Raw genomic sequence first — 20,350 nt, forward strand, 5'->3', positions numbered from 1 at the left:
TGGCACGTCTTATCGATCATTTTGTATTGCTCTGATAAAGCGTGAAGTGCCATTGCCGTATCAATATCTTCTCGTTCATTAAATACGCGTGTATTTGATGATATTTCATAGCGTTCAAAACAATGAATTCCGAGATCATTAAGGACAAACTGAGCAAACTCTTGATGTTGGTTACCAAAAAAAGCAGGCAGAACAACGACAGCTTATCATTATCAAGTAGTTGTATTGCAGTAAACGGAAGCTTTACCGATGGGGATTCTGCAAGGTCTGCAAGTCGCAACAGTAGTTCTGGTTTACGAGTTGTTTTTGGGAGGTCGGGATAAAAATCCAAGATTTCAGCTTTAGTCAGCAACGTACTTGCTAAGGTTGCAAAGTCTGTAGAGTTTGTGCTGATAAACTGCTTGTCCACCAGCTCGTCGATGCAATGATCAATTGATTGGAGTTCAGAGTAGTGCAGTTTGTCGCTACGGAACCATTCCCCTTTTCGTGTCATTAAGCGTATGAGTAAGCATTGTGCATCTTCAGTTAACTCAGCAAAACGTTCTATCCAACGATGTTCCTCCTGATTAAGAAGATCAGCATATAGATGCTTTACATAACCTAACAATGTCTGAAAATTATCCAGGTAATACTTTGGTGCAAGCGTAATTTGGAATGATGTAGCCACGGACACCCTTACGAAAATTTCGAGGTATGAATTACTCCTGCACGACCATATAAGTGGAGAATGCAAAGAGTAAGGTATTTAAATGGTGAAAAAACATCGTAGCGTCAAACGTAGTTCCTCTCAAGCTAGAGGGCTGGATACAGGTGATTACATTTGCGGTCGTTCATCATGCCAATCTCTTAAGATAGAACTAAGAGTTCAAATTGATTTATGATGACGTTTCGATGATTGATAGTGTCGTGGGCAGAGCGTTAAACTATTATTAGGAACACGCTTTTCATCAGTGGGAACGCGTATTTTATTCAGGTGTACAAATATGCTGTTTCGTTGTGAAGTGATAACTGATTGATTATTGGTCAATTGAAGTGTAACTAAAACTTTACGGTGCGTCATTAATTAAAAACAGGGGGTAAATTTGCCTTTTTTTAAAATTAATGATTGCACTATTTGTTGCAAGCAGATAAGTTACCAACAAAGAGCACGACATAAGTCACATAATGGAGTGTACATCGTGCTTGATAGTCGTAGATTCAAAGAATAGGAAGAAGTAAGCAATGTTCCAAACTGATGATGTAAGAATTAATAAAGTAAAAGAACTCCTACCGCCAGTCGCGGTACTAGAGAAATTTCCAGCGACAGAAGTTGCTTCTTCGACAACCTTTAATGCACGCCAAGCGATTCATAATATTTTGACGGGTGATGATGATCGACTACTTGTGATTGTTGGTCCTTGTTCTATTCACGATACAGAAGCTGCAGTCGAGTATGGTAAACGACTAAAAACATTGCGTGATGAACTGGGCGATAAGCTAGAAATCGTTATGCGTGTCTATTTTGAAAAGCCACGTACGACCGTAGGTTGGAAAGGTTTGATTAACGACCCGTATCTTAACGATACCTTTAAAATTAATGATGGTTTACGAATGGCTCGTAAGCTATTACTCGACTTGACAGACATGGGCATGCCAACGGCAAGTGAATTCTTAGATATGATTACTCCTCAGTATGTGGGTGATTTAATCAGCTGGGGTGCTATCGGTGCTCGTACTACGGAGTCGCAAGTACACCGTGAGTTGGCTTCGGGTATTTCTTGTCCGGTTGGCTTCAAAAACGGTACCGATGGTAATATAAAGATAGCGTCAGACGCTATTCGATCTGCAAGTGCTTCTCACCATTTCTTGTCTGTTACTAAGTTTGGACACTCTGCTATCATCGAAACTGCGGGCAATAAAGACTGTCACCTAATCTTACGTGGTGGTAAAGAGCCTAACTATAGCGCAGAGCATGTCAGTGCCATTAAAGATGAGCTAACTGCATCAGGTTTACCTAAGAAGGTGATGATTGACTTTAGCCATGCGAACAGTTCGAAACAGTTTGCTCGTCAGAAAGTCGTATCTGAAGATGTGTCAGCACAACTTGCTGCTGGTGAAGATGCTATTTTTGGCGTAATGATTGAATCTCACCTTGAGGAAGGTCGTCAAGATCTTGTCGATGGTGTTGCCGCTAAGTACGGCCAATCAATTACCGACGCATGTATTGGTTGGTCAGACACTGAAAATGTACTTCGTCAACTTGCAGATGCAGTTGTTGCGCGTCGTAACGCGTAAAGAATCGCACCTACGTTAGCTTCGTTAAAGTAGTTAACTAGAAAGCATTGAATAAAGCCTCTATTAGCATTTAGCTTTGGAGGCTTTTTTAATTGATCTTTACCGTATGTCATGTTTTAATTTTCACAAATCAGAACACGATTAGGATTAATGATGAAAAAGGGTACGCTGACTTCAGCAATGGTATTGGCTTTTGTTTGTACATTTTCAGTAACAAATTCAGCTTTCGCTGCACGGACTAATGACGTATTTACATCGGAAGCATTGTGTAAAGCGGGGTTAGCTTTGGCTATAGATAAGCAACCGAGAGGAATTAACGCAAAAGGAGGCAAGCATTCCCAAGTACTGCTATCACTCAAAAATGGCCAGAACGATTGGGATTATCGTTGTGATGTTAATCGTGGTTCAAAAACGCTGAACATAGTCGCACGGGACATAACGCGTAATGATGCTTATTTGAAGCAGGCAATTCGATACGATGTGAACAATGGTGGTCGCTCGGTCGAAGTGAAGATGAAAAGACGAAAAGGCAGTGTTAAATCTGCACAATACCAAGCGTTACAGCTTAATAATAGTTAGTGTTGAGATTTAACTAAAACGCATGACATCTACCGATAATGAATGGGATGTTTTGGACTAGTGCTGTAAACAACCTTTAATTCGTGGCAGGCAGTATCAGCTCAATACGTGACAAGGTCACGTATTGAGCTGATAAGTGGGTCTGTGATGCCTTAAGCAACGTATCACTTAAACAACGTATCACTTACACACCTTACCAGAGCTATCGAATTACTTGCTTATGATTGAGTTTGGAAAGGTAGAATTATCATTAGTGACTTCTGGATTTTCGGACAATGCGCTTGGGTCAAACTTCAACGTTTGAGTCGGGTAGGCGATATCAGCATCGTGCTTGTGAATAATCGCCATAATTTGCAAGAGCACATCTTGCTTTACTTCATGGTAGCGTGCCCAATTTACGGTTTTCGTAAACGCGTAAACAAAGAAATTGAGTGATGAAGTTCCAAAAGAATCGAAGTTAACCATTAGCGTTTGTTTGCTATCGATATCGCGGTGGTTTTCTAGCATCGTTTTGATTTCCCCGACAACAACACTGACTTTGTCACCATCGGCATATCGTAGTCCGATGGTCTCAAAAATCCGGCGATTAAGCATACGAGAAGGGTTTTCAACAACAATATTGCTAAATACCGAGTTGGGGACGTAGAGTGGTCTCTTATCAAATGTTCGAATAATGGTCATTCGCCAGCCAATCCTTTCTACCGTGCCTTCAATATTACGATCAGGAGAGCGAATCCAGTCACCGACTTTAAAGGGGCGGTCGAAATAGATCATCATGCCGCCAAAGAAATTAGAGAGTAAGTCTTTAGCAGCAAGACCGACAATCAAGCCACCTACACCACCAAATGTGAGTAGGCCAGACAAACTTAGTCCTAAAGACTGCATCACCGTTAAGACGCCAATGGTGATAAAAAACAGTCTCGCAACTTTTGCTATTGCTTGAACCGTCGTTTCGTCTCGCTTTTTTTGGGCGAGAACGCGCGTTTCCACGTTTTGAATCAGACCGAGTGAGATCCAGATAAAGGCGGCGATAACAAGCAGTAAATCCACTTGTTCAATCCACTGGTTATCAGTGTCAGAATACGCTGAAACGATTAAACCAATTGAAATGGTTGCAGGCCAGAGCCAAATTAAGGCGCTAATCGGTGAACGCACTGCTCGAATAAGCAGGTCGTCCCATTCTAAATGGGTGTGTTGTGCTAACGCTTCAAGACGACGATAGACCACCCTCCATATAACCCAAGCAATGAAGCTCGATAACGTGATTAATAGGACATTACTTAACCAGTCATAACCAAATGATTGTATGTAGTTCTGCAGAACATCCATGGAACTGTTCATATTGATAAAACGCCTTTTGTGAACGATGACCTTCGTTAGTGTAGAGCCTGCTGAAGGTTTGTAATAGTCAGATAATACTGGATATTTAATTGGTTTTGTATTGAGTTGTCCCGTTTATCAATGTTGCATAGCGGGATGGACGTTAGATGAGGCTCTGCAATGTATGTTGAGGCGAGAAAATAGCTCAGCATATTGAGTAAACGAGAGGTGTCTAAAGAATGAAAACTGGCTGCATATGTTGCAGCCAGTTTTGCGCGAGTGATACTACTGATTAAATAGAGGTAAAAATTCGTCGTACCCAAGCTGAGCCAGTTTTGATTTAGGAATAAACTTCATCGCCGCAGAGTTCATGCAATATCGTAACCCTGTTGGTTTAGGTCCATCTTTAAATACATGCCCAAGATGGGAATCACCAATACGGCTTCTTACTTCGGTGCGTGGATAAATCAACTTGAAATCAGTAGTCGTTACTACATATTTATCATTAATTGGTTTAGTAAAGCTCGGCCATCCAGTACCCGATTTATATTTGTCCGTTGATGAGAATAGGGGTTCGCCAGTTACGATGTCGACGTAAATACCTTCTTTTTTGTTGTCCCAATATGGGTTATCAAACGGGCGCTCTGTACCGTCTTCTTGCGTGACGTAAAACTGGATAGGCGTTAACGTGCTTTCAATGATGTCTTGTGACGGCTTTACGTAACGCTTGGCATTGGTGCTACCATTTTTGTTGTCGATGAGCATTCTTAATGTCATCGGCATTTCTTCACGATCTTCACCAAAGATTTCATCTAAATATTGATCTCTGCCCGAGTTGTAGCGGTAGTATTTATATTTGAGGCTGCTTTTTTTATAGTAGTCCTGATGATAGTCTTCTGCTGGCCAAAATTCAGTGTAAGCAATCAGTTCTGTTGCAAGTAGCTTTTTAAAAATGCCCAGATCATCTATTTCCGACATAAACTCAGAAGCGACCTGCTTTTGCTCATTGTTGTGATAGAAAATAGCGGGTCTATAGTGAGCGCCTCTGTCAACAAACGAGCCTTTGCTGTCTGTTGGGTCAATATGTCGGAAAAATTGGTCCAAAACGTTTTCATAGCTGACAACGTCAGTATTGTATGTCACTTGAATGACTTCGATATGCCCAGACTTACCACTCGATACTTGTCTATAAGTTGGGTTTTCAAGGTCTCCTCCTGCGTAACCTGATACTACGCTGATCACGCCAGGTAGTTTCTCCAAATCAGATTCAGTACACCAGAAGCATCCACCGGCTAGCGTGGCGACATCTGTATGTTTTGCGGTCATTGTTTTTGTCGAGTCCGCATTACCAGGTTGGCTTGTGAGCAAAAACAGCAGCGGAGTTGCTAGTACTGCAGCTACAAATAATTTTGAAAATGTTTTCATAAGGACCTCAATCGCTTAAACACCGTTCGTTCAATCTATAAGACAGGGGCAGTGAAGAAAAAATTTCAAAATGCTAAAACTATTGGTGGCGCACGGCCAGTGGCGCACGCCGATTGGCACCTTGATGGCTATCGACTACCCATTTGTTCATTTGTACGTAGCGATTAGGGTTTAGTCATTCAGACTTTGAAAATATTTTTGGTTCCAGTGGTTTTATTTTATTTAGAAATGATAAGGTGACGCATCTATGGCGTAACAACGAGGAGTAAGCCGTTGTCTCGTCATACAAATACAATAATAGAATGAGTTAGAGGTCGATATGCAAGCAGAAGTTAAATGGGTAGACGGGTTTCAGTTTTTAGGTGAATCTCAATCTGGCCACACCATAGTGATGGACGGCAGTGGTGGGAAGAGTGCACCGAGCCCGATGGAAATGGTTTTAATGGCCGCTGGTGGATGTAGCTCTGTTGATGTCGTTGATGGCCTAAAAGGTGCTAATCAGAATGTCACAGGCTGCGTTGCTAAACTGTCGGCAGTTAGACGTGATAGTGCTCCAAAAATCTTTACTGAAATCAACATTCATTTTGAAGTCACAGGTGAGCAACTGGATGCTACCGTTGTGGCTCAAGTCACCAAAGATTCTCTAGAGAAATATTGTTCGGTGTGCCTGATGTTAGGTGAAGGCATAGAGATGACCCATAGTTGGGAAATTGTTTGATAGAAGCGCGTGTTTATCTTTGACTAGGGAGTCGTCAGCCAAGTGATGTTTTTTTATCATACATACACTCGAGTCAATAATTTTTCATAGTAGGGATGGAATTGAGCGTGCCGTTTAACCAACTGATTATCGTTTTGGGTAAACGCCTTAGTTGTGACCAACTTACTCTTGAGGGTAAATCGAGAGTAACGGCGTTAGCTAAATACGTATTAGAAAATGACTGTTCAAACACCATAGTTTCGTTTTGCGGTGGTGTGACAGCGAATCAATCAGTGTCTGAAGCGCGCTCGATGTATGAGTATTTTAGGCACCAATTATCAGAGCGTCATCTCAACAGCATCGGGGCGATTTTGCTAGAAGAGCAATCAACGAATACGGTTGAAAATGTTCTGCATCTTTCACAAGTCATTATAGAAAGCGGACTTATCACGCATGGAAGTCGCATACCCGTGCGCTTAATTTCTAACGATTACCACCTTAATCGATTAATAGAAATCCAAACACACCTTGATGAGCAAGGACTGTTGAAACTTTTGGTGGCACGATGCAAAGTTAAGGGGTTAGCGCTATCTATTCCCTATGATGTGTCACAACATATTGCCGTACCTTATCCCTATAACACATTGCAGGGGCACGCTTTTTTAGCATTGGATGAGCTCACTACCTATCGAGTGTATTTGGAAGGGGTTGTCAACGAGGCTTTTGAACGTCCTCTTGCACTAGTGCGAAAAGTACCTTTTGATATAGCACTAGATGCCATAGCTCGTTTACATGAGTATGCGGTAACTGACGGTGACGAATTTATGTTGCTTTCAATCAAAAGAATTGAGGATGCGGTGGGTACCACGACACCAGAGTGTAAACCAAAGCTGTTACGTGAAAAATTACGGTGTTTGCACAAAACGCTCACTACGTTAAATCGTTATTTGGACCCTGAAAATACGCATAACTTACCTAAAGTAGTGTGCAGTTAAGTTTTACTTAACTTCATGGCACCGGTGCGGCTCCGGTGCTAAGAAATGTGACCCAAATGCCTATAAGTTCATATAAATACGGAAATATTTGTTAATTGACTAGAAGCTCACTGTTCCTGTTCTACACTCATTACTAAGTAAACTTTCGTTTAGCAAATGGAATGGTGATGGTAAACTTTTGGAATAGCCTATCGGTAAAGCGTAAAATATTCACATTGGTAATACTTCCGGTATTGCTTATTGTCTATTTAGCTGCAAGACAAGTGAATACACTTAATATGCAGCTCTCCAATTTGGAAAAGGTTGAAGAACTTGTGTTGTTCTCACAAGTACTGTCTGATTTACAGTCTCAGGCGAATACGGCCAGGTTGTCTGATGCTCCAGTTAACACCACCCCACAGTATGATGCACTCATAAAATTATCGAACACGCTGTTTTCTGACGCTGAACTCCAACACCTTCAAGGTCTTATCTCTGATTATCAAGAAAGTATCACTTCATTAAGTGAGGCGGCTGATGTTGAAGAAAAAAATGAGATAGTTGAATGGCAAGTCGATACCTATAAACAAATCCTATTGCTTCTTGAAAAAGCGCCTTATAGCGGCACATTAGCTGCAGTTGATGGTCATATCACTGCCCTTGCTCAGCTAGAGTGGTTAATGTTTTGGGCTGATGAGGAGAATTGGCAAATACAACAGCTGATTACAACCGAAGAACGCAAAGATGAGATCAAGGATGAAATACGCAGTTTGACCCTGAGTCAGCAACTGTTTGTTGAACGATTTGTCGCAATAAATGCAGACCCTCAACAAGTGGCGCTTTTGCTCGAAACGTTTTCGAATATCGCATTTGAGCAGAGTAGTGAGTTTCGTAGTGTATTACTCGCCACAGACCAAATTAGCGCCTCGAATGAAAGTGAGATCGATATTGGTTTAAGCGCACTAGCATTGCGATTAAACCTCTTACAATCGGTTGCGGATTCTATCGAGATACAATTACGTGATGAGATCAGTGGACTTGTAGCGACATTCGAACAAACTCGGGCCGTATTCTTTGCTGGCATTAGTTTGCTGACTGCCTTGGTCATTCTAACCGGGGTGAACCTCGCTCATCGTGTTATTAAAAACCTAAATTTGGTATTGAAGTATTTGGAAGGAGATGAACAAGAACAGAAAACGTCACTGAGTGCACGTGTTCGAGGTAATGATGAACTCAGCCGTTTTGCTCAAGAGGTGGAACGTCTGACTCTAGAAAGACAGGAGAGCCAAAAACGACTTCTTGAAGCGAAGGAAGATGCAGAGCAGGCAAAAGAAAATGCGATTGAAGCAAGTAAGGCTAAAAGTAGCTTTTTAGCCAACATGTCACACGAAATTCGTACGCCACTTAATGGGGTCATTGGCATATCTGAAGTACTCTCCGACACGGATTTAACCGCAACACAAAAAGACTATGTAGACACGATAGAAACGTCCTCCCATCTATTGTTAAGCCTTATAAACGATATCTTAGACTTCTCAAAAATTGAATCTGGGATGTTACAGATAAATCCTCATTCGACTTCAATTCGCGAAACGATTTATGACATAGCGTCAATTGTTGCGCCAAAAGTGAAAGAAAAGGGAATACAGCTAAATGTGGATATTGATTCAACGATTCCATTTAGAGTATTGGCCGATGACCACAGGATGCGTCAAGTGTTGATGAACTTCATGTCAAATGCGGTGAAGTTTACCAGCGAAGGTACTGTGACAATAGGCGTGCACCAATTAGAAGAACAGGACAATGTTGTCAGTCTAGTGTTTGAAGTCATAGACTCAGGTATTGGTATCGATGAAGCACGTCAAGCGAATATCTTTGAAGCTTTTGCTCAAGAAGATGACTCCACAACAAGACAGTTTGGTGGTACGGGATTAGGGCTAGCGATCAGTACTCAGCTTATTGAGTTGATGGGTGGCAAGATCGAACTGGACTCAGAGAAAGGAAAGGGAAGCCGGTTCTACTTTAAGCTGGATTTACCTATTGATGAACGGCACTACCAGCACCGCCACGAACTAAAATATGATGAATTAGTCATGGTGTGTGAAGATAAAGTGTATGAAGAGCGTATACGACGTGATCTCGATTTTTATAATATTGATATCACAAGCGTTTCCTCAAATATTGAAGCTGTTCATTCAAAACTATCAGATAAGAAAACCGTAATTATCTACGTAGAAGGTGGGGATGTCTCTTCCAAACGGGACGAAACGTATTTCTCTCAGCTCAATTCTGGCGCATCAGCTATATGTTTAATCAGACAGTTTGAAAGTACAAATAAGGATTTTGGTCGAAATATCAGTGCGCTCATTACTTATCCCTTGCTGGGAAGTCGGTTGCTTAAATCTATAGAATCTTGCTGTAAAGTCCTTGAGAAAGGTGAGATTGTTATTCAAAAAGAACAGATTAACGCGGGTAGTGTTCAGGTACTCTTAGTCGAAGATAATCTCGTTAACCAAAAAGTAGCGAGTTTACATCTTAAAAAGCTGGGTTACGGGTTTGATATTGCAAATAATGGGTTGGAGGCTGTAGAGCACTACAAGTCAGGCAAAAATTACAGTGTAGTATTGATGGATTGTATGATGCCGGTAATGGATGGGTTTACAGCAACCGCCGTAATAAGGGAATACGAGAGTACGGCAGGTTTACCTAAAACTCCGATTATCGCGCTGACGGCAAGTGTCGTAGACGATGATATTCAAAAGTGTTTTGATGCGGGTATGGATGATTATGTACCAAAGCCGTTTAAGGCAGACATCTTGAAACAAAAATTAGTGAGTGCTGTTGAAGTTAAACTCGAAAACATCGCTAATGTAAAGGCGATGGAAATTGAGGGTAAATCCACAGATGCTACTTCTAGCGAGTCATCTTCCCAGAGTGGAGATGAACCTGCAGTCAGAGTATTGCTGGTCGAAGACAATATGGTTAACCAAAAAGTGGCGTCATTGCATCTTAAAAAAGCGGGTTATGATTATGTTATTGCTAACGACGGACAGCAAGCGTTAGAAACTTTCCAAAGCGATTCAAACTTTGACGTGATTTTAATGGACTGCATGATGCCAGTGAAGGATGGCTTTGCCGCGACCAAGGATATACGAGATTACGAAAAACAAGAAGGGATGACTCCGACACCTATTATAGCGTTAACCGCGAGTGTCGTTGACGACGACATTCAAAAATGTTTCGACGCGGGTATGGATGCATATGTACCTAAGCCTGTGCGTCGTGAAAAGTTATTTCATGAAATGAGAAACTTAATTTAGTAGTCAGCGCACCTGATATGAAATAGAAATCAAACTAAAAAAGCGCCTCTCCCACGAGGCGCTTTTTTAGTGGTAATAAAACATGGTCGATCGCTTGAAAGCAGCGATCGTGGTCGATTTGCCGATGCGTTGAGGGTTGTAGTATGCGAGCCCTCTAGAGGAGCCTGTTTGACGCTAATGACTAATAAACCTAAGGCTTTAAACTATAGCCGAAAAATGCCTGAATGAAGGTCACTTCTATCTTCGGCGACACATTGATTAAGTTATAGAGTATAAGAAATGTTGACTTGGCTAGCGTTGGTTATTATTTGTGCAGTTGTGCTGCCCCCTGTTATTCGAAATAAAGAGCAGTATCAGCTTAATGACGTGAATAAGGCTGAAGCACCAGGACAGTTTATCAAACTAGATCACGGAGACGTTCATTATGAATTGACTGGAGACCCAGACGGGCCATTAGTGGTTCTTGTGCATGGTTTTTCAGCACCTTCCTATATGTGGGATAAAAATGTTCCTGCTTTGGTTGCTTCAGGCTATCGAGTTCTGCGTTTTGATCTATATGGTCGAGGCTACTCTGCAAGACCTGCCGTTAAATATGACAAACATTTGTTCGTAGAGCAGATTGAATCACTGACAAAATCCGTCGCTGGTGTCGAGAGATTTCATATCGTGGGTTTGTCGATGGGAGGTGCGATTACCTCCGCTTACATTGCGCAATTTCCGCATCGCTTAGAAAGTGTTGTTTACTTAGCGCCATTTAATAGACCCATTGATATTGGCCCGTTGGCGATGCCACTCATTGGGAAGTGGATAGGCTATACATTTTTTGTTCCTAGTCTTGCTAAGAATCAAGTAAACGATTTAGTCGAGCCCTCATTATTTCCATATTGGCAAAAGAGATTTGAGCGTCAAATGCAGTTTAAAGGGTTTAGACACGCGATTGTGAGTTCAGGTCGTTATGTGATCAGTGCCGATCCCACTCAGGACTATAAAGATGTAAGCAATACCAAGATGCCCAAGCTATTGTTATGGGGGACAAGCGACAAAATTATAAGCATTGACGATGCGCCGAGAGTAGAGCAGCTATTAGGTCAACAAACCCGCTTAGTGGTCGTAGAAGGTGGAGGACATGCGATGCAGTACGAATACGCAAAAGCAGTTAACCACTCCATAATTGAACACCTCCGGGAAAGTGAACGTGCAACAGTTTGACGTACAGGTGGATATTGTTGTGCATGAGATGACAGGTAAACGATAGTTGAGATTGAATAGCGAAGCCTATTCACGACCCTTTTTACAAACAAAGGCACTGCCGTTATGCAGTGCCTTTTTCTTGTTATCTGAATTGTAACTGTGGTCTACTAGTTGGCGTCATGCTGGATTTCGATCTGAGAAAAACTCGCTTCGAAGCGCTGACCGGCATTATCACTATCTGGTTTAAATTGTGGATAAAGCCCTGCTTTAAAGTAATACGCAATGTCTGGTTCTGCCCAGTCGGTGCTCATCGTGATCGTATCGCCATCTTTCGTATCTGAGTATGCTACGCCCCAGCCAAGAAAACGCTCAACGCGTCCTTCTCCATTGTCTTTCTGGGTCATTAGAGTGATGCCAGTATCGTCGACCGTAATTTGATACTGCCATTCTTCATTGGCAGCGTACGTGCCCATTTCAACACTGAATGGCCAAGAGTCACATCCGCTTTCGTTACCTGAACACTTTTTATTGTCGGTAAAGAAGTCTTGGTTAAGTATGACACGAGTGGGTTTCGATTCACCCTCCCACAACAACTTGACCAGTGCCTGACTGATTTCCCAACCATGCACTTGGCCCACGACAACTTTAGGATCTTGCCCTGAGATTTGTGGAAAATCATCAATTCTGAGTGTAGAGGTTAATGTATGAACATCTGTATTAGTGGCTGAATCATTGATTTTCCAACTCGTCGCATCAGTACTTGTACTACAGGTATTCAGGGTTTGAGCGTTAAAGAGCTCTCTGAATTCAGAACGAATATAGCTGCTGTTAGACGTCGATGTGCCGTAGCCCATGTCAGTGGCGAAGTGAACGCGGTTATCGATGACGTTGAAGAACGAGATTTCGCCTGAATCATAGTTATATACGATGTCGGAGTCATTGTTAAAGATGAACTCTTCTGACTCTGGCGAACTGTAGCAATGGTAGGGCTTAAATTCTGCAGCAGAGCTGCTGCTCTCGCTAGAGTCCCATTCGGTTTTGCTGACAGGAATGGTGATTTTCCATTGGTCAACATCCCAATTTATGCCGTGTTCAAAACTGTCTTGCTCAACATCCAGCTTAGAAAATCTGACTTCAGACCAAGTATTGATGCCGTCACCATCATCGTATTGGTTATACACACCAGCTTTAAAGTAACTAAGTAGGTTTGCCCAGTAACTTATGTTGTGATCCAATTTTTGAACGCCATTAACGTCAACCACAAGACGTCCTTCTTGAATACTAATATCCATGTCGGTCATTTCATCAAGATTCGCCTCGCCAAGATCGACACGTTGATAGGCGTTATTGCAGCCGTCAGAACCGACATGTTCGCTGCCACTGCCACAATTGAGCGCGTTCAGTTTTACCACCGCCCAGTAATGGCCTAGCTCACCGTTGCGTTCTAGTTCATAAGTGATCCTTAATAAAGGGTGGGGGATGTAACCCGTGCCGTCTTCACTCGTCCCTTTATTGTGAACTTGCAGAAATGTCACTTCATCGCCATCGACACTCTGTTCCAGTGTGGCTTTTAGATCGATCGGTTGGAAGCTGGTGCTTAACGTTCGAGAGACACCAGACTCAGTTGTATCAAAGTTCTCATTGACTCGCAGCTCCGAACGGTTGCTATCACCACTCATTCTGAAAATCATGTCTTTACTATTCTCATCGGCATAGAAATAGTCGTCGTGGTATCCCGCCATGAGCTCAGTGCTGCTTGCAACATCAGATTTGTTGCTATCTCCCAGGGTGGGGTCCGACCTTTGCAACTTTGAGTTGGAAAGTACGGCATCGTACTTAGCGTACATTGACGGTGCAATGGGTTTTACTACTGGGTCAATTGGATCTGTCGGATTTGATGGGTCCACGGGATCTGGCGTTGCAGGCGTGGCTGAGGTATCCGATCCCCCGCCGCAACCAGCCAAAAGAGCTGGGGTAAGAAGTAAACAACCTAAGAATTTTGTTTTATTCATCATACAATCATATTTATTAGTTCTGGCCACTTATACTATTTGTATTACAAATATTTAGAATGATTTAATGATAAAAGTGTGAGTTACATGCCGTTTCTTTGCATAGACACGGCGCTATAGCTTGAAATGTCATTGCTTCGTCAATATTGCAGTTAAACCATCTGTAAGCTTGTCGGCAAGTAGTGTTTAAAATTGATTAAGCTCAATTGTATAGGTGTTACGTATTGAGATTGGGGTGGATATCCATATAATTATCCAAAAAAGACATAGAGCAGGAGCTTCTCGTTGGAGCTTCTGCTTTTTTATTGAGAATAGATAATGAATAAAAACTCTGTGGGCTTAATCGGTCTAATTGCACTCGTATTTGGCTCTATGATTGGAAGTGGCATTTTTAGCATTCCACAGAATATGGCTGAACGGGCGTCACTCGGTGCAGTCATCCTTGCCTGGGTGATAACCGGCGCGGGAATGCTATTGCTTGTACACACGTTCAAGTTATTGTCAGAGCTTAAACCCAACTTGAATTCAGGCATTTTTTCCTATGCAAAGGCGGGTTTCGGCGAATATGTTGGGTTCCATTCCGCGTGGGGCTATTGGATCATGAGCTGCATGGGGAATGTTGCACTTTCCGTGATGATCAATGACTCTCTAGGATTGTTTTTCCCTGTACTACTAGAGCACGGTATTGAAACCGTCATTTTATGCTCAGGCTTACTATGGACAATGAACTTCATTGCGTTGCGTGGCGTCCAAGCCTCCTCATTTATTAATGTTATTTCGACCGTGGGAAAACTACTTGGTCTGACTTTGATTATTTGTATTCTCCTCGCCACATTTGAACCACAGCGCATGGTCGTCGATGTCTGGGGTGAGCAAAATAATCTTGGCACTGTTTTCTCACAAGTTCAAAGCACCATGATGGTGACGCTATGGTGTTTTGTTGGGATCGAAGGTGCGGTCGTCTTATCCGGCAAGGCGAGGAAAAAATCTGATGTTGGTAAAGCCACACTCATAGGATTTTTAGTCGCAATTACCATGTATACGTTAATTTCGGTTTTAGCTTACGGAATCCTCCCTCAAGAAGAACTCGCACAATTATCTAACCCTTCAGCGGCTTCATTACTCGCGCATGCTGTAGGACCTTGGGGACGCCTTTTGGTGAACATCTGTGTGTTAGTGTCGGTGTTTGGTGCGTTAGTTGCCTGGACAATGTTGGTCGCAGAAGTGCCATTTGAAGCCGGACGAGTCGGGGAGTTTCCTCGATTTCTCGCCAAAACTAACGACAATGGCGCGCCATCGAGTTCGTTAAACATGTCGACCAGTTTTATGCAGGTATTGGTACTAATGGTAGTACTGTTTGAAAATGTATATTTGGCGGCGATTAATATTGCATCGGTAATGGTATTGCCTTGTTACTTGTTGAGTAGTTTATATCTCCTTAAGATTGCGATTGTTGACAACAAGTCGACGGCAACTAAATCAAAGCGCTTCGCTTTGATTGCAGCATCATCCGCAGCCTATTGTCTCTGGCTAATTACCGCAGCAGGTGTAGAGTTTTTGTTAATGGCAACCATATTGTACGCTATCGGTATTCCGTTTTTTCGTTACACGCATTCAGAGCGAATCAAACTCGGCGAGAGTGTATACACACGCAAAGACAAAGTTCTAGAAGCATTACTAATATTGATGGCAATAGTGTCTATCTATCTCATGGCGACAGGTTATCTCCATGCCTAAACCCCGCTGTTGACGAACATTTGCGGTGTAAACTCTACGGCTTTGTTAATCGTGCAATAGAGATTCAACTTAGAAAAAAATAAGGCGCCCAATGGCGCCTTATTAACAACAAGTGGCTAACCCTTATATGCGCTCTGCGAGGTACGCGTCATAATCAGGGATTTCAATATCAACTTCTTTGCCAAGTAGGTCTGATTCAAATAAGAAATTTGCGGTTGCGCGATTAGTCGCGACAGGGATGTTCCAAACGCTGGCAATTCTAAGTAAGGCTTTAACATCTGGGTCATGCGGAACGGCATTAAGTGGATCCCAAAAGAAAATAAGCATATCGAGCTTACCTTCGGAAATTAGCGCCCCAATTTGTTGATCACCGCCCATTGGGCCACTAATCATGCTTTTAATTGCTAACCCGGTGTCTTTACTTAACATGTTGCCGGTCGTACCGGTGGCATAAAGGAAGTGACCTTGTAACTTCTCTTTATTTTCAAGTACCCAACGAAGTAGTTCTGGCTTGTAGTGGTCATGGGCTACAAGTGCGATATGCTTATGGGCAGGCATAGTACGTATTTTCTTTTGCATTCATTTATCCTGAGTAATTGAAATTCTATCAATGGGAAAGTTTTCGTCATTGCCATAAATTAGTAATACTAAGCTAGTTGCTAGTTGCTAGTTGCTAGCGGCATCCATTACGTTTGATTAACGCTATCTGTCAGAATTCCACGTCCATATTGTTGTATTCGATGGTAATCGTCCTTACGTTATCAATCAATTACGTTTAATAACAAGTGTGACAATTAGTGTGAATGAACATTAAAAATAGGTCGAAAACCCGTGGGTGACAGTGATTCTTCGATAGCGTCTACACTTAAGTTATCTGGCGTTAGCGTGTCAATGCTTGGAGCAAGATCATGACCGTAGGGTTCATGTCGTAAATACGACACAGCTTGTTGAATAGACACTCGACCTTGCTCTACCATTTTGTCTGTGGGGGAGAATTTTACTTTGTCCCGTAATAACCCACGATATACACCGTGACTGAGATAGATGGAAAGCAAGTCGATACGCTCACTAAGGCCTGCTGTCCTTAGCTCACTAATAGCGGCTTCAATAGCAACCGCGCTACCGACGACATAACGAAGCTCTGTTCGTGTTTCAATCACTTGTTGCACCAGGTTACGTTGTAACTCTTTGTCGTTATCTGCCCAGAGTGTATCGGTGACGTTGATATCTGAATCTTTGATGGCTTCAAGAAAGCCCAAAATAACCGGCTTAGTCCCTCCGCTAGACTGTGGGCCGGGCAGCAGTGCTAATTCCACAACACCACTATCTTTAGGGTGCTTGTTGGCGAGAAATTGTCCGGTTTTATAGCCCATCCAATACCAGTCCACACCAACGACCCCTTTAACGTGCTGTGTTTGGTTAGCATCGACGATGAGGTGATTGACGGTGGCGAAGACCGGAGTCTCTCCAGTATAAACGCCTAGATCATGCTGAAATGCGGTGGGCGATACGGTCCCTAGAATAATCGCATCCGCTCCCCAATGATTACAAGCTTGGAGTTGTTGACGTTGTTTTTCTATGTTTGGATAGCCACCGGATTCAAAAACTTTTAGCTCGACATTTAGTGTCCGTGCTTCTTCCACCATGCCATAATTTACTGATAGCCAGTAAGAATCCTTTAAATGAGGGTAGATGGCGCATAGTTTTTCACCAGCACGAACTGCTGTCGTACAGAACATGAGTACAATGACGCTAACAATTGGCAAATATTTTATTTTTTTGAACATGGACTCATCGTTTAGTAGAAACTGAAGATCGAACCATGCAAAATATAGCGTACTATCAGAGTGTAAAGAAGTGGATTCTCAGGAGTCATGCATGTTACTCGCTAAAGCTAGTATCGGACGTAAGTTATTTTTCTCATTCGCGGTGATGGCACTTTTAGTGCTGTTCTCGACCGTTATTGGCGTGTCTGGCTTTTCTCTCGTCGCAAAGACAGAAAGGAAAGTCGTTGAGGCCGCTATGCCATCGATGCTAGAAGCTCGCGAAGTTTCCGAACTCAGCACTCGCATTATTTCCTCAGTTCAAACCTTGTCTAACGCGAAAACGAAGGAAGCACACCAGCTCGCAGGTAAGAAACTATTTGGTCAACTCGAGGCGTTACTCAGTCACATTAAAACGCTAGGATCGGATTCATTTGATGCCGAGTTACTCGGTCAATTGGAGCAAGATGTACAGGCGATCTTAGACTCGCTGATAGAATTGGGGATATCGGTTGAACGTCGCATTGAATTGAATCAATCAATCCTAGAAAAAGTTGGGCAGCTGCGTGTACTTGCTCAAGAATTAGAAGAGCTCACTCGTACTCAAGTTCTCAATACCAGCACTATCGCGGTAGCAAATGTCACTCATATCTATGGGCTGCTTGAAAAAAACAAGCAAGAGGAGGCGTTAGACGCGTTGGACAGTCTGGTTGAGATAGACCTCGATCTGTCAGAACGTTTACATGAACTTCATTTGTTAGCATTTCGAACGCTCAATCATATAGAAGAATCACGTACAGTTACCGTTTTAGAGCGAATTGAAGAGTTGCAATCTTCTTACCAGCAGAACATCACCATTATGAAAAGACGTGTGCAGGGTGTTGAGGATCCAACAAGATCAAAGCAAATGATTCAGCTTTTGGCCCAGCTTGACCAAGGCGCAGACGTGTTCGCGTTAATGAAACAAACCAACTTTGAAGGAAAGCACTCGCAGGCATTGAACCAAGAAACCCTTGACCAACTGACCGCGTTAAACAGGACGGTGGCTAAGCTGGTGGATCAGTCTAATGCCGCTACGTCAAAAGCCGTTGAACAGCTATCATCGACATTAAGTTACGCCCAATGGACGCTGACTCTGCTGTCGATTTTGAGTTTTGTCATTGTGGTTGTTATCGTTTGGCGAGTTGTCTATTTATCGGTGGTCAAACGACTAGCTGAATATTCCTCTGCATTGCTTTTAATTGCAAAAGGGCAACTTAACGTTGATTTATCTGTGAAAGGTAACGACGAACTCGCTCACATGGGGCAGGCTATCATTACCGCAAGAGATACCGCCCAATCATTAAAAACGGTGGCAGAGTCGGAGGCTAGCGCTCGTAAGGCACTTCAAGAGCACAAAGCACACTTAGAGCAGACAATAGCAGACAGGACGATCGAGTTACAAAACAGTAACGCGAGCTTGAACAGAGAAGTAAAAAATCACGCTCAAGCCAGGAACGACGCGGAGCAAGCAAGCCGAGCGAAAACCGCATTTCTTGCCACTATGAGCCACGAAATTCGAACTCCCATGAATGGCGTGCTAGGTACTGCCGCATTAATGGAAGAAACGCCTTTAGATGAGAGACAGCAGCATTACCTTGGTGTGATTAATCGCAGTGGACAAAATTTGCTTGCGATTTTAAATGATGTGTTGGATTACTCTAAAATTGAAGCAGGGCATTTGACTATTCGTAATAATCCTTTCGACGTGACTCGTATGGTACGCGATTGTTATCAGTTAATGCATGGTAAAGCGCTAGAAAAGCAACTGGAGTTTAAGTTTAGTATCGACGTTGATGTTCAAAGCGTATACGACGGTGATGTAACACGCTTGAGTCAAGTACTTAATAACCTAGTCGGGAATGCTATCAAGTTCACCGACGAAGGCGAAGTCTCTATCCATGTTTCCCGTGACCCAGACGATGAGACGTGTGTTGTATTTGAAGTCTCTGATACTGGCATGGGGATTAGCCCTAATGACCAACTCACCTTGTTTGATGCCTTTACCCAAGCAAGTAACGGTAAAAGTGCTTCTGGGGGCACGGGTTTAGGTTTGGCCATTAGCCAAAAACTAGTCAACGCGATGAATGGTCAAATCTATGTCGATTCTTACCTAGGAGAAGGCAGTCGATTTTGGTTTATTGTACCGCTAGAAACCAGTGAGTTTGATAAGCAAGAAGTCTATGAACCCATTGGTCGAGCCGATGCGGTAAGTGCCAAAGTACTATTAGTGGAAGATAACCCAGTTAACCTCATGGTTGCCGAAGGCTTCTTAGTGAATATGGGGCACCACGTTCGCTGCGCTGAGAACGGTGCCGATGCGGAAGTGCTGTTCGCAGACAATGATTTTGATATTGCACTGTTGGACATTAACTTGCCAGATACTGATGGAGTGACATTAATGAAGCGTCTTAAAGGGCAATGCTTGTACGGTGATGAAGAAATTCCAATGATCGCGGTTTCTGCTCATGTCTTTACCGAAGAAGTAGAAGGGTATATAACCGCTGGATTCGATGGGTATCTTCCTAAGCCGATCGACAGAGAGGCGTTGAAATCGCTGATTCAATCTAAGATACACGGGCGAGAGTTGAGGACTGCTCCTATATCACGCCTTGAGGTAGATATGGCGTTGGATATGGGGCTGAAAAATACAACGATGATTGATGAACAAATATTAGAGCAAGATATAAAAGTACTGGGCGTTGAGCGAATGACTAAAATCGTCGATGCATTTACCACATCCAGTGAAGTTACCCTCGAAGCACTCGAGTCTGCCGCGCAAAAAGGAGAGGCAAAAGCCGTTAAAGATTTAGCGCATAAGCTAAAAGGGTCGGCAGGCGCACTTGGCCTAACAACGCTATTGGAACAGTGTTTATCGATTGAAAAATCACAAGACCCGATCGGTGATTATATTGGATTAGTGGAGCAGATAATGAGTGTGAGAGCTCAGTCGGTCGCTGTGCTGAATAGTGTATTGGCGAGGCAGACGCCAGCATCATGACGGCTTACTTGTTTAAAT

At 42.8% G+C, this 20,350-nt stretch carries 14 protein-coding genes; 8 read left to right on the top strand and 6 right to left on the bottom strand.

The features are described 5' to 3' along the window. Positions 1 to 16 precede the first annotated feature (16 nt). The gene (locus M9196_RS21090) at positions 17 to 667 is read right to left on the bottom strand and encodes a hypothetical protein (protein WP_250619469.1); all 651 of its coding nucleotides are present in this window, start codon (positions 665 to 667) and stop codon (positions 17 to 19) included. Between the two features lie 554 nt (positions 668 to 1,221). On the opposite strand from M9196_RS21090, the gene aroG reads away from it, so the two are divergent. Continuing rightward, a complete protein-coding gene (gene aroG, locus M9196_RS21095) occupies positions 1,222 to 2,274 on the top strand; it encodes a 3-deoxy-7-phosphoheptulonate synthase AroG (protein ID WP_250619470.1) in 1,053 nt (350 codons plus the stop codon). A gap of 153 nt (positions 2,275 to 2,427) precedes the next feature. Next, complete coding sequence (locus M9196_RS21100; protein ID WP_250619471.1) at positions 2,428 to 2,853, top strand: hypothetical protein; 426 nt, start codon at positions 2,428 to 2,430, stop codon at positions 2,851 to 2,853. A 210-nt stretch (positions 2,854 to 3,063) separates the two neighbouring features. Here the strand turns inward: M9196_RS21100 and M9196_RS21105 are convergent, their stop codons facing one another. Both M9196_RS21105 and msrB read right to left on the bottom strand, forming a co-directional pair. Next, on the bottom strand, positions 3,064 to 4,194 hold the full coding sequence (locus tag M9196_RS21105; protein WP_250619472.1) for a mechanosensitive ion channel family protein: 1,131 nt from the start codon (positions 4,192 to 4,194) through the stop codon (positions 3,064 to 3,066). A 264-nt stretch (positions 4,195 to 4,458) separates the two neighbouring features. After that, complete coding sequence (gene msrB, locus M9196_RS21110) at positions 4,459 to 5,598, bottom strand: peptide-methionine (R)-S-oxide reductase MsrB (RefSeq protein WP_250619473.1); 1,140 nt, start codon at positions 5,596 to 5,598, stop codon at positions 4,459 to 4,461. 319 nt (positions 5,599 to 5,917) lie between these two features. Here msrB and M9196_RS21115 point away from each other — a divergent pair, with 319 nt between their 5' ends. From M9196_RS21115 to M9196_RS21130, 4 genes are all read left to right on the top strand, one after another. After that, positions 5,918 to 6,316: an OsmC family protein gene (locus tag M9196_RS21115; RefSeq protein WP_250619474.1), complete on the top strand. Its 399-nt coding sequence runs from the start codon at positions 5,918 to 5,920 to the stop codon at positions 6,314 to 6,316. Positions 6,317 to 6,423: 107 nt separating this feature from the next. Beyond that, entirely contained in the window at positions 6,424 to 7,290 is an 867-nt protein-coding gene (locus tag M9196_RS21120; RefSeq protein ID WP_250619475.1) for a YdcF family protein, read from the top strand. 164 nt (positions 7,291 to 7,454) lie between these two features. Then, the gene (locus M9196_RS21125) at positions 7,455 to 10,589 is read left to right on the top strand and encodes a response regulator (RefSeq protein WP_250619494.1); all 3,135 of its coding nucleotides are present in this window, start codon (positions 7,455 to 7,457) and stop codon (positions 10,587 to 10,589) included. 279 nt (positions 10,590 to 10,868) lie between these two features. After that, complete coding sequence (locus M9196_RS21130; RefSeq protein WP_250619476.1) at positions 10,869 to 11,798, top strand: alpha/beta fold hydrolase; 930 nt, start codon at positions 10,869 to 10,871, stop codon at positions 11,796 to 11,798. A 149-nt stretch (positions 11,799 to 11,947) separates the two neighbouring features. Here M9196_RS21130 and M9196_RS21135 read toward each other — a convergent pair whose 3' ends face one another. Next, a complete protein-coding gene (locus tag M9196_RS21135; protein ID WP_250619477.1) occupies positions 11,948 to 13,792 on the bottom strand; it encodes a polysaccharide lyase family 7 protein in 1,845 nt (614 codons plus the stop codon). 318 nt (positions 13,793 to 14,110) lie between these two features. Here M9196_RS21135 and M9196_RS21140 point away from each other — a divergent pair, with 318 nt between their 5' ends. Beyond that, a complete protein-coding gene (locus M9196_RS21140) occupies positions 14,111 to 15,529 on the top strand; it encodes a basic amino acid/polyamine antiporter (protein ID WP_250619478.1) in 1,419 nt (472 codons plus the stop codon). A gap of 123 nt (positions 15,530 to 15,652) precedes the next feature. On the opposite strand, the gene M9196_RS21145 is transcribed toward M9196_RS21140, so the two are convergent. Together M9196_RS21145 and torT are read right to left on the bottom strand one after the other, a co-directional pair. After that, on the bottom strand, positions 15,653 to 16,108 hold the full coding sequence (locus M9196_RS21145; RefSeq protein ID WP_250619479.1) for a methylglyoxal synthase: 456 nt from the start codon (positions 16,106 to 16,108) through the stop codon (positions 15,653 to 15,655). Positions 16,109 to 16,323: 215 nt separating this feature from the next. Beyond that, the gene (gene torT, locus M9196_RS21150; protein ID WP_406707705.1) at positions 16,324 to 17,316 is read right to left on the bottom strand and encodes a TMAO reductase system periplasmic protein TorT; all 993 of its coding nucleotides are present in this window, start codon (positions 17,314 to 17,316) and stop codon (positions 16,324 to 16,326) included. 91 nt (positions 17,317 to 17,407) lie between these two features. Here torT and torS point away from each other — a divergent pair, with 91 nt between their 5' ends. Beyond that, the gene (gene torS / locus M9196_RS21155; RefSeq protein ID WP_250619480.1) at positions 17,408 to 20,332 is read left to right on the top strand and encodes a TMAO reductase system sensor histidine kinase/response regulator TorS; all 2,925 of its coding nucleotides are present in this window, start codon (positions 17,408 to 17,410) and stop codon (positions 20,330 to 20,332) included. Positions 20,333 to 20,350: the final 18 nt, after the last annotated feature.

The sequence above is a fragment of the Vibrio methylphosphonaticus genome, from assembly GCF_023634655.1.
In the GTDB taxonomy this organism is placed as follows: Bacteria; Pseudomonadota; Gammaproteobacteria; order Enterobacterales; family Vibrionaceae; genus Vibrio; species Vibrio methylphosphonaticus.

Coding starts and splice junctions, on each gene's coding strand:
- torS (WP_250619480.1), top strand. CDS start 17,408: ATGTTACTCGCTAAAGCTAGTATCGGACGTAAGTTATTTTTCTCATTC.
- M9196_RS21100 (WP_250619471.1), top strand. CDS start 2,428: ATGAAAAAGGGTACGCTGACTTCAGCAATGGTATTGGCTTTTGTTTGT.
- torT (WP_406707705.1), bottom strand. CDS start 17,316: ATGTTCAAAAAAATAAAATATTTGCCAATTGTTAGCGTCATTGTACTC.
- M9196_RS21145 (WP_250619479.1), bottom strand. CDS start 16,108: ATGCAAAAGAAAATACGTACTATGCCTGCCCATAAGCATATCGCACTT.
- M9196_RS21115 (WP_250619474.1), top strand. CDS start 5,918: ATGCAAGCAGAAGTTAAATGGGTAGACGGGTTTCAGTTTTTAGGTGAA.
- M9196_RS21105 (WP_250619472.1), bottom strand. CDS start 4,194: ATGAACAGTTCCATGGATGTTCTGCAGAACTACATACAATCATTTGGT.
- M9196_RS21140 (WP_250619478.1), top strand. CDS start 14,111: ATGAATAAAAACTCTGTGGGCTTAATCGGTCTAATTGCACTCGTATTT.
- msrB (WP_250619473.1), bottom strand. CDS start 5,598: ATGAAAACATTTTCAAAATTATTTGTAGCTGCAGTACTAGCAACTCCG.
- M9196_RS21130 (WP_250619476.1), top strand. CDS start 10,869: ATGTTGACTTGGCTAGCGTTGGTTATTATTTGTGCAGTTGTGCTGCCC.
- aroG (WP_250619470.1), top strand. CDS start 1,222: ATGTTCCAAACTGATGATGTAAGAATTAATAAAGTAAAAGAACTCCTA.
- M9196_RS21135 (WP_250619477.1), bottom strand. CDS start 13,792: ATGAATAAAACAAAATTCTTAGGTTGTTTACTTCTTACCCCAGCTCTT.